The 10143-nt window shown below is 41.8% G+C and carries 9 protein-coding genes and 1 pseudogene; 5 read left to right on the top strand and 5 right to left on the bottom strand.

Annotated features, from left to right (window positions below; translation table 11 throughout):
• From IM496_RS20745 to IM496_RS22785, 4 genes are all read left to right on the top strand, one after another.
• Nucleotides 1-1172 (top strand): tetratricopeptide repeat protein (locus IM496_RS20745; protein ID WP_287663121.1); only part of this gene is annotated, 1172 nt, incomplete at its 5' end.
• Nucleotides 1173-1283: 111 nt separating this feature from the next.
• Nucleotides 1284-1532 carry a hypothetical protein gene (locus tag IM496_RS20740; RefSeq protein WP_002796477.1) on the top strand — a complete coding sequence of 83 codons (249 nt, stop codon included), beginning with the start codon at nt 1284-1286 and terminating at the stop codon, nt 1530-1532.
• Between the two features lies 1 nt (nt 1533).
• On the top strand, nt 1534-1950 hold the full coding sequence (locus IM496_RS20735; protein ID WP_149986623.1) for a type II toxin-antitoxin system VapC family toxin: 417 nt from the start codon (nt 1534-1536) through the stop codon (nt 1948-1950).
• Nucleotides 1943-2044, top strand: coding sequence for a TPR end-of-group domain-containing protein (locus tag IM496_RS22785; protein WP_409770630.1), 102 nt, complete (start codon nt 1943-1945; stop codon nt 2042-2044). The genes IM496_RS20735 and IM496_RS22785 overlap by 8 nt, the downstream gene beginning before the upstream one ends.
• A gap of 325 nt (nt 2045-2369) precedes the next feature.
• Here IM496_RS22785 and IM496_RS20730 read toward each other — a convergent pair whose 3' ends face one another.
• The 5 genes from IM496_RS20730 to glpX all read right to left on the bottom strand — a co-directional run bounded on the left by IM496_RS20730 (nt 2370) and on the right by glpX (nt 9821).
• On the bottom strand, nt 2370-4181 hold the full coding sequence (locus tag IM496_RS20730; protein ID WP_287663118.1) for a proline--tRNA ligase: 1812 nt from the start codon (nt 4179-4181) through the stop codon (nt 2370-2372).
• 883 nt (nt 4182-5064) lie between these two features.
• A complete protein-coding gene (locus tag IM496_RS20725; protein ID WP_045360306.1) occupies nt 5065-5742 on the bottom strand; it encodes an MAE_28990/MAE_18760 family HEPN-like nuclease in 678 nt (225 codons plus the stop codon).
• Nucleotides 5743-5760: 18 nt separating this feature from the next.
• Nucleotides 5761-6942: a DUF262 domain-containing protein gene (locus IM496_RS20720; RefSeq protein ID WP_287663117.1), complete on the bottom strand. Its 1182-nt coding sequence runs from the start codon at nt 6940-6942 to the stop codon at nt 5761-5763.
• A 370-nt stretch (nt 6943-7312) separates the two neighbouring features.
• A complete protein-coding gene (locus IM496_RS20715) occupies nt 7313-8599 on the bottom strand; it encodes a glutamyl-tRNA reductase (protein ID WP_287663115.1) in 1287 nt (428 codons plus the stop codon).
• A 184-nt stretch (nt 8600-8783) separates the two neighbouring features.
• Nucleotides 8784-9821, bottom strand: coding sequence for a class II fructose-bisphosphatase (gene glpX, locus IM496_RS20710; RefSeq protein WP_147072728.1), 1038 nt, complete (start codon nt 9819-9821; stop codon nt 8784-8786).
• A gap of 209 nt (nt 9822-10030) precedes the next feature.
• Between glpX and IM496_RS20705 the strand changes: the two are divergent.
• Nucleotides 10031-10143, top strand: a pseudogene (locus IM496_RS20705) (IS607 family transposase); the annotation flags it as partial.

The raw sequence follows: 10143 nt of genomic DNA, 5'->3' as shown, positions 1-10143 counted from the left end.
TTGCGTTAGGTAATTTAGGCAGATGGGCAGAAGCGATCGCATCTTACGATCGAGCTTTAGAAATTAAACCCGATTATCATGAAGCTTGGTACAACCGAGGGAATGCGTTAGATGATTTAGGCAGATTTGCAGAAGCGATCGCATCTTACGACAAAGCTTTAGAAATTAAACCCGATGACCATGAAGCTTGGTACAACCGAGGGTTTGCGTTAGGTAATTTAGGCAGATGGGCAGAAGCGATCGCATCCTACGATCGAGCTTTAGAAATTAAACCCGATGACCATCTAGCTTGGAACAACCGAGGGAATGCGTTAACTGATTTAGCCAGATTTGAAGAAGCGATCGCATCCTACGATCGAGCTTTAGAAATTAAACCCGATGACCATCTAGCTTGGAACAACCGAGGGATTGCGTTAAGGAATTTAGGCAGATTTGAACAAGCGATCGCATCTTACGACAAAGCTTTAGAAATTAAACCCAATAAGCATGAAGCTTGGAACAACCGAGGGGTTGCGTTAGCTGATTTAGGCAGATCAGAAGAAGCGATCGCATCCTGGGATCGAGCTTTAGAAATTAAACCCGATTACCATCAAGCTTGGTACGGCCGAGGGTTTGCGTTAGATGATTTAGGCAGATTTGCAGAAGCGATCGCATCCTACGATCGAGCTTTAGAATTTAAACCCGATTTCCATGAAGCTTGGAACAACCGAGGGATTGCGTTAGCTGATTTAGGCAGATTTGAAGAAGCGATCGCATCCTTTGATCGAGCTTTAGAAATTAAACCCGATGACCATGATGCTTGGTACAACCGAGGGATTGCGTTAGCTGATTTAGGCAGATTTGAACAAGCGATCGCATCCTACGATCGAGCTTTAGAATTTAAACCCGATTTGCATGAAGCTTGGGATAATCGAGGATATGTTTTAACTTGTATGGGACGATATAAAGATGCACTAGAATCTTGTGATCGTGCTATTAAAATTAATCCAAATCATGCTAATGCTTACTATAATAAAGCTTGCTGTTATGGCTTACAAAATAATGTGGAATTAGCTATCGAAAACTTACAAAGCGCCATCAATCTTGATGTCAAATATCAGGATATGGCGAAAACAGATAAAGATTTTGAGCAGATTCGGGGAGATGAGCGGTTTCAATCATTGCTAAGTTAAGTAAATAAAAAAAGAGATGACTATCTATGTCGAAAGCAATCCTATCATCAGAGTTAGGGTATAATAACTCTTAAGTCACAACTTTCGATCCTAATCAGGAGAACAATTGCTATGACACTGGCAAACACCCACCAACAAACCATTTTAGAAAAACTGCAAACCCTCAACCCACAACAACAACAACAAGTAATAGAGTTTATTGAATTTTTGCAACTTAAAGCAGATAAGACAGCAATTCATGAGGGAGAAAGAGAAATTTCTGCTTTAGAATCAGCCGGAGACTTGGTGGGGTGTTTAGACAGTGGTAAAGGAGATTTATCCCTAAAAAAGAGGGAATTTAAAAAGAAGCATCTAGTCTAATATGCTTAAAAGAGTAATTCTAGATACGGGGGTCTTAGTCGCCGTTCTCGACCGGAGTGATAATTATCACAATTGGTCAATTCAGCAATGGGAAAAAGTTGCCAAACCTTTATTAACTTGTGAGGCAGTTATCACTGAATCCTGTTTTATTTTACAAGATGTTTATGGGAGTGAAGATGCAATAATGTCTTTAATTGAACGGGGAACAATTAAAATAGATTTTAGCCTAAATGATGAAGTCAAAGTCATCCGAGAATTAAGACAGCGTTATCAATCCGTTCCCATGTCTTTTGCTGATGCTTGTTTGGTGAGGATGACTGAATTAATTGAAAGCAGTTCTGTGTTAACTTTAGATAGCGATTTCTATATTTATCGCAAGAATCGGAGAGAAATGATTGATGCAATAATTCCTGACTGACAACCTCCATACCGAATATCAGGATATGGCGAAAACAGATAAAGATTTTGAGCAGATTCGGGGAGATGAGCGGTTTCAATCATTGCTAAGTTAAGTAAATAACAAAAGAGATAACTATCCAGGGTGAGCGCATCTTAATAATCCTTGACAAAATGAACTTTATGTGAGTTGCCTACCCAGGCGACAATTCAGGCATATTTGAGTAGAATTTGCCATCTCAATTGTTAAGCAACAATCGACCAAATAGGTCGAGTTGGTAACTATTCTGATTGACTGGTATCACTTGAAATGCCCACGCGGATCACAAAATTGGCCAATTGTCAATAGCTTTTGAGATGCCCTTTATAACAGGAAGTCCCCCGACTCATATTCGATCATCAAATCCATAAATAAGGAAAATTATCTGTATATTTAATCACTTAATCAGAAGCATTTACCTTTGAAATAGCAGTTTTTAAATAGGAAACCACCTCATTAATTGCTACTTCTGACGCTTTTTTACTGGCTCTTTCGACTAATTCCACCTTACCCGATTTGAGAGATTTCCCCGTGACAATGCGATAGGGAATCCCAATTAAATCCGCATCTTTGAACTTAACTCCCGCACGTTCATTCCGGTCATCTAAAAGGGTTTCAATGCCCGCTTGATTTAACTCATTGTATAAACTTTCGGCGGTTTTTACCTGCTCGGCATCGGCTAAATTAGGAATAACCACAATCGCTTGATAGGGGGCAATAGCTACCGGCCAAATAATGCCATCTTTATCGTAGGATTGTTCTACGGCTGCCTGGGCTAAACGCGATACTCCTATACCATAACAACCCATACAAATGGGGGTAGATTCTCCCGCTTCATTAGTATAAAAAGCATTCATAGCTTGAGAATATTTATAGCCCAATTGGAAGATATGACCGACTTCAATTCCTCTGGCACTTTGCAAGGTTTGATTAGGATCATGAATAGCTCGATCGCCTACCCGGGCTTTGCGTAGATCGACGATTAATTCCGGTAAGATGAAATCTTTACCCCAATTGGCCCCCACTACATGAAACCCGGTTTCATTAGCACCGGTGATAAAGTTTTCTAAGTCTGTCACCGTGTTGTCTGCTATGCGTAAAAACTTAGGAGCTATATCGCTGGCTTTTTTGAGTAAATTATCTTCTAAGTCGGGAGCAATATAACCTAAAGGTAAAGGTTTAGTTGCCCATTGCTGTTGAGCGGCAGCATCGGGTATTTTTAAAGCCAAAATTGTTTTAGCATTGTAACGGCCCGCCTGTCTAACTAATTCATTTTGTAGTTTAACTTCGTTAACCTCTTGATCGCCGCGAATGCTCACCAAAACTAAAACAGTTATGCCGCTATCATACACCACTTCGTAGAGAACATTTTTGACGATAGCAGTGGCAGAACAATCGAGAAATTTAGCTAAACTTTCGATCGTGTTGGTGTTAGGAGTTTCTTTTTTAGCAAACTTTTTAAAGGGAGAAGCCACTTTATCTGCTGGCAAAGAAACGGCTTTTTCCACATTAGCCGCATACTTTTCATCGGCGGTAAATAAAACCTCATCTTCTCCGGCATCAGCTAAGACCATAAATTCTTGGGATGCGGAACCGCCAATCGCTCCAGAATCCGCTTCTACTGCCCGAAAAGCTAACCCACAACGGCGGAAAATATTGCGGTAAGCTATATCCATCGCTTGATAGGTTTTCTTTAAACATTCCTCGTCGAGATTGAAAGAATAGGCATCTTTCATAATAAATTCCCGTCCCCGCATTAAACCAAAACGAGGGCGAATTTCATCGCGAAATTTAGTTTGAATCTGATATAAATTAACCGGTAATTGTCGATAGGAACGAATTAAATCACGAGCGACGGCAGTAATTACTTCTTCGTGAGTCGGTCCTAATCCTAACTCCCGGTTTTGCCGGTCCGTCAGGGCAAACATAATCCCTTCTGCTTTTGTGTAGGTGTCCCAACGGCCTGATTCTTGCCAGAGTTCCGCCGGTTGCAGTTGGGGAAGTAAACATTCTTGGGCGCCAGCTTTATTCATTTCTTCCCGGACTATCTGGGAGACTTTCTGCAAAACCCGCCACATCAGGGGTAAATAGGCGTAAATGCCGCTGCCAATGCGACGAATGTAACCGGCACGGACTAAGCATTTATGACTGGGGATTTCCGCCTCGGCCGGGTCTTCCCGGAGGGTGACAAAAAGCTGTTGAGAGAGTCGCATCCTATCGATATCCTTTTGAACAGAAGACTTTCTATTATCTCATCAAAGGAGAGCGACTGCAATTATCAATTACTTGTGTTGACAAACAATAACAGCGACCAGTTTACCGATTCTCAGGTATTTCCCCTCATAACTTGAGACTGGTTGGAGAAGCATTGAACCTTAGTTGCAATTGCCTAACTCCCTTGTTCTCTACTCTAGGAAATATGAGCGTTCAGGTCGGTCGCTGTTATCGTCGTTATCGAGACAGAATGTAACTTTAACAGGGTTTACTCCTTTGTGAACTTGACCTTTATAACCTTGCCAGTCGATCTGTCAGGGAAGCTTTTTTCTTTAGCTTCAATTATTAATATAACATCGGATCGGAGCTAGAAGTCTTTCTCTTAATCAAAGTTTACATTACTGGGATCAAGGAAAAGCCTAGATGTTTTGACGCTTGACCGATGATAATTAACCTCAGTTCGGTATCAGAAAAGGAGGGGGAGTTAACCTGAAAGAATACAAACGATTCAGCACCCCCGTTCTACTTTAGCCGAGTCCCGCCCTCTCGAACCGGTCATCGAGTTTTTGGCCACGCTCTGACGTAATATGAAAAATCATTTAGCGATGGTGTACTGCTAGGCAGTGCCTTCGACACCGCACTCTTAGACTCACAACTTCAATGAATGACCATGGTGCGTTCCCAAAAATCTATTGGTGGAGCAGTAGGACTTGCATCAGGGAACGCACCCTACAGCTACAGCTAATTAACGCCAGTTCGGTTTAAGGGAATTTTGCCATAGCTTCCACGAAAGAATAGGAGTTTCAGGCTACGGTAGCATCAGGGTTTTAGCTTATCCCGAACTGAGGTTAATTACTATTACCTGCTATTTGTTACAATACGCTACTGCAACTTTAAGAATGTTTTATGTTTAAGACCATACAACATTTTCAATCGGATTTCGTACATCAAATCTGTCACCAACTTCTTAAATCTGGTATATAATTCCTGGCTAATCCTATCCTCTGGTGCTAAATCACCTCCATGAGCTACAGCATTGCGTAACCGCAGAAATAACTCTAAGGATTCCTTTAAATTAGGATTCGGATGTGCATAATCCTTCCAATGTTCTGGAAACTTTTCAAGTGCAAAGCTTTTGAGTAATTTGTTTAAGACGTTGAAACCAACATTACTCTCGGTATTAACAACTCTTGAAAAAGTGCAGCTATCCCCAGCGTGAAACTCTTTAAGTGAAGCAAAAAACCTTACTTTTCTATTGTCATTTGTAGGATATTCCTTGAACTGTTTAAAGGAGTTTTCCATGTGGTGAATAACTATTTCATCGCAAAAATCATGAAGATCTCTGCCAACATTATTAAGTTCATCAATATAGAGGTTGAAAGATTTTTGGATAAAGCTTTCCCATAAAGAATAAATCATCGATATTGATTGAGTTGAGAAAATGTCTTGATGCTTTGAAGATAGAGAGTACCTTCTCGTAAAAATTGCTCTCTCAATTTCGAAAAGAACAGATATTCTCTCTTCAATAATCTCTTGCAATGCCCTATCAAAATCATCCATAGTCTATTGCTAAGTTTATTATTTAAAAATTTCATCTACTCTTTTAAGACGATTTCTAATCCGACTTCTACTATTAGAAGCGGTCCCAGAATATCTTTTGAAGTCGTTGTCACTTTTTAATTGTGTTATCTTTGATTTCAAAAGTTCAAGGTCTTCAGCATACGTCTCGATATTTTGAGCAACTCCGATTAATATCCCCTCAAAATAAGCTGGAACAAAAAAGTTTCTCTCGTTTCTAAATATCTTTTTGTCTTCTATTTGGTAAATTAACTCTAAAACTCTCATGATGAGAGATTCATAAACATCATAGTCAAAACTAGCGTTCTCAACAGTTCTCTCCATAAAATCGTTTAAAAACTTCTCCATATTTTCATTAACATTTTGAGCATTTTTGTAGAAAGCAAAAAACCTAAGAACTAATTCTTGATCATATAATTCATTAAGTTTGCCACTACTTAATTGAGTAAGAGATTTGAAAACTGCGCCTTGACTAACTTTTAGTAAAAGCTCGTTAAGTCTAGGATTAACCCCTCGATAAATTGCATTTCTTATCTCCTGTGGAGTTAATTTTGAACCTCCAGAGTTGAGTCTTTTGAACAACTCATACTTCATGGAAGTACTACTTTCTCCTCTCAGAATTTCAACTCTACAAACAGCCCTTTTTAAGTTTATTTTTAGATTTGGTGGAAGATTATCAACATTAAAGCCTTGCAAGCTTTTGACCAATCCTCCTTCTTGCAAAGTCCATTTATTTATAGTTTTTATCCCTCCAGTTTCTTCCCCGCTTTCCTCATCAATTTCTTCTTCTTCTTCGACTCCTGATCTGTCTATATCTTCTTGATAGTCAATTGTCCATCCACTACCTTTTAGTTCACCAAAAAAACTTATGAAAGTAGAAACACGTTGCAATCCATCGACTAATTCCCATACACCGTTTTTATCCTCGGCCACAAATATTGGAGGAATTGGAATCGAGAGTAGAATTGATTCTATAAGTGCAGTTTTTTGTGCTTCTGACCATCGGAATAATCTCTGATACTCTGGTCTAATTATTAATTCATTATTTTTGTATAGGTTGATCAACTCCCCAAAAGAAATGTCAAGCCTATCAGACGACAGCCTTTTTCTCTCATCTGAGACTTCTTTTTCGAGTAAGGCTACTTTTTCTGCTAAGGCTACTTTTTCTGCAAGGTTTTCCATATTACTCAGGCTTAGTATGCTTTTCCAAGTATAACAAGCTAACAATGAAATTGATGACGACTCTGTGAAAGAGAGAACTCAGTTTTTAACAGCCTAACTATCAATTATACCGCTCCCTGCGGTTCCACACCCTCCTCTATCCCACTTCCATCAGTTAAACACCCCCTCAATTTGGGCATAATTACCGCAGAAGGCTTTCTACTATTCCACTGAGGTGGATATTACCGCCTTTCTACAGCCAAAAGTCTATTGGTCTGTCAATCTTGAAATTGTGGATAGGGGAATCTTGCCAAATTATTCACCCCCAATCCCTCAAAATCATCTTAACAGACCAATAGAATCGCCCTTAATTTTTGTGGATTACCGGCCCCTAACTATATTCCTCCCCGACACTGAGATTAAAGAGCATTTGCAGGGATTGTAAACAGCGCTTGCGTGCTTCGATATCCTGTTGGGCCCGCAGTTGTACCATGGGTTCGTGAAGGATTTTATTGACGATACCGCGGGTCATTGCTTCGATAACTTCTTGGTGTTTTTCGGCGAATTCCGTCCCCAGACGGGAGAGGGCCTTTTCTAATTCCTGTTCGCGAATATCTTCAATTTTGCTTCTTAAACAGCTAATTGTCGGGACAGTGTCCAAAGAACGCCACCAAAGCTCGAAAGCTTCCACTTCCTGCTCTAGGAGTGCCTCTGCTTCCCTGGCCATCTGACGGCGACTTTCCTGATTGGCGGCAACCACCGCTTTAAGATCATCGACGTTAAAAGCTTGCACTTGTGCCAATTCCTTCACGTCGGTGTGGACGTTACGGGGAACAGAAATATCGATTAACATCAGCGATGTAGCAGTAATCGTCACTTCTGTCAATAAATTTTTAGTTAAAATTGGTTCCGTGGCTCCGGTACTGGTGAAGACGATATCCGATGCCGCTACCGTAGCCATCATCTCTTCTAAGCCATATAGTTGGATTGGTACGTTAGGAAATTCACGGGCCAACTCCTGGGCCCGTCTTTGGGAGCGATTGACGATCGCAATTTGCTGAGAACCCTTAGCCAGAAGGTGAGTAACTAATAATCGGGACATTTTCCCTGCCCCGATAATAGCGATTTTCTTGCCGCTGAGGTCTGTCACCTTAGCATGGGCTAACTCCACCGCCGCCGAACTGATCGATACGGCTCCCGTGCCGATGCTGGTTTCCGTGCGGACGCGTTTACCGGCAGTCATCGCTTGTTTAAACAGGCGATCGAGTAATTGGCTAATAGTATTGTACTTCTGAGCTAATTTATGGGTATTTTTAACTTGAGCGAGAATTTGCCCTTCCCCGAGGACAAGACTTTCTAAACCGGCGGACACCCGGAGCAGATGACGGACAGCATCCTGATGCAGTAGGGTAAACAGATAACGACGCAGGACATTAAGGGGAATATGTCCGATTTCAGCGAGAAACTGGGTAATTTCCACCACGCCCTTTTCCGTATCCGTAACCACGGCGTAGATTTCCAAACGGTTACAGGTACTGATAATCGCCACCTCTTGGATGTGGGGATAACCCTTGAGGTGGGTAAGAGCGGACTCGATTTTCGCTTCCGGGATACTCAATTTTTCGCGAATTTCCACAGGGGCTGTCTTGTGACTCAAGCCCACTACAGCAATATTCATTTATGTTCTCCTACAAATGTTGCTCAGGCTACAAAAATTATTGATAAAGATCAGTGCGTTATGTCTCTAATTGTTGCAATTTAGTCCCAATCGGGATGCAAATAAAAGATGTTTGAAAAAAAACTTTATATATTTTTACCAATGGGGGCGAGGTGAGCCATGCCCACCCCACCGCGTCAGAGAATTATCTCAGTTGAATGTATTTGGGTTGGTCGAACAGGTGAACGGTATCGACAAAGCGAGCGGTTTTCGATTGGGTGGAGATAACCAAGCTTTGGGTACGAGCGCCACCATGGAAGAAGCGGACCCCTTCCATCAGGGTGCCGGGGGTGATACCACAGGCGGCAAAGAGGACGGTTTCGCCACTGGCTAATTCTTCGCAACCGTAAACGCGATCGGGATTAGTGATGCCCATTTCTTGCAGACGAGCGAGATTACCCTCGCGGCTTTCGCCGATTAAACCGGTTTTGACCACTTCCGGATCATAGATTAATTGTCCCTGGAAGTGACCGCCTAGACAACGCATAGCCGCCGCCGAGATTACCCCTTCCGGAGCGGCACCGATACCCATGAGAGCATGAATATTAGTTCCCGAAAAAGCGCAGGAAATAGCGGCCGATACGTCACCATCGCTGATCAGACGAACTCTGGCCCCGGCGTTGCGGATTTCTTGGATTAATTCCTTGTGACGGGGACGATCCATCACCACTACCACCAGTTCTTCGATCGAACGATTGAGACAATCGGAAAGAACTTTCAGGTTTTCCGTCGCCGATTTATTAATATCCACATGACCTTTAGCTGCTGGGGGAGCGGCTAATTTTTTCATATAAAAGTCAGGAGCGGCGAATAATCCACCTTTTTCGGAGATCGCTAACACGGCCATGGAACCATTTTGACCGTAGGCAACCAAGTTAGTGCCTTCGCAGGGATCGACGGCGATATCGATTTCGACTAATTCGTCGGGATTACAATATTGTTTGGCATCAACTTGGGTACAGATACCCACTTCTTCGCCAATATAGAGCATGGGAGCTTCGTCTCTTTCCCCTTCTCCAATAACGATGCGACCACGCATATGGATTTTATTCATCCGTTCGCGCATCGCTTCCACAGCGACGTGATCGGCGGTATTTTTTTCGCCTTTACCCATCCACTTCGAGGAGGCAATGGCAGCCTGTTCGACCACTTCGATAATTTCTAACCCTAGCGTACTTTCCACTCGATGATCCTCCCTACAGCTGATCTATGATTTATCTAGTGAGTTTGTTTCCTTAACAGTCAAAAGTCTATCACCAGACGGGGATCATTCTTAAGTTTTTATGCAGATCATCTGGAGGAGACTGGTATTGTAAAGTTTTGTAAAAAATATATGCAAATGACTGCAAACAACTGCTAATATAGTTAGTACAAGTTTACATTGCAGTTCACATGAAACTATCAGATTATGCTAAGAAAAAAGGGATCAGTTATGACACTGCTTGGAGAATGTGGAATCGAGGGCAGTTACAAGGAGAACGTCTTCCTACAGGAACAATTATTAT

It is taken from the genome of Microcystis sp. M049S2, from assembly GCF_020245625.1.
GTDB lineage: Bacteria > Cyanobacteriota > Cyanobacteriia > Cyanobacteriales > Microcystaceae > Microcystis > Microcystis ichthyoblabe_A.
The sequence above is the reverse complement of the archived record's forward strand: the minus strand, read 5'-3'. Positions and strand labels throughout refer to the sequence as shown.

What these genes read in the sequence shown, in the direction of transcription:
- IM496_RS20725 (WP_045360306.1), bottom strand. Translation starts at nt 5,742, where the DNA reads ATGGATGATTTTGATAGGGCATTGCAAGAGATTATTGAAGAGAGAATA.
- IM496_RS20740 (WP_002796477.1), top strand. Translation starts at nt 1,284, where the DNA reads ATGACACTGGCAAACACCCACCAACAAACCATTTTAGAAAAACTGCAA.
- IM496_RS20735 (WP_149986623.1), top strand. Translation starts at nt 1,534, where the DNA reads ATGCTTAAAAGAGTAATTCTAGATACGGGGGTCTTAGTCGCCGTTCTC.
- IM496_RS20715 (WP_287663115.1), bottom strand. Translation starts at nt 8,599, where the DNA reads ATGAATATTGCTGTAGTGGGCTTGAGTCACAAGACAGCCCCTGTGGAA.
- IM496_RS20720 (WP_287663117.1), bottom strand. Translation starts at nt 6,942, where the DNA reads ATGGAAAACCTTGCAGAAAAAGTAGCCTTAGCAGAAAAAGTAGCCTTA.
- IM496_RS20730 (WP_287663118.1), bottom strand. Translation starts at nt 4,181, where the DNA reads ATGCGACTCTCTCAACAGCTTTTTGTCACCCTCCGGGAAGACCCGGCC.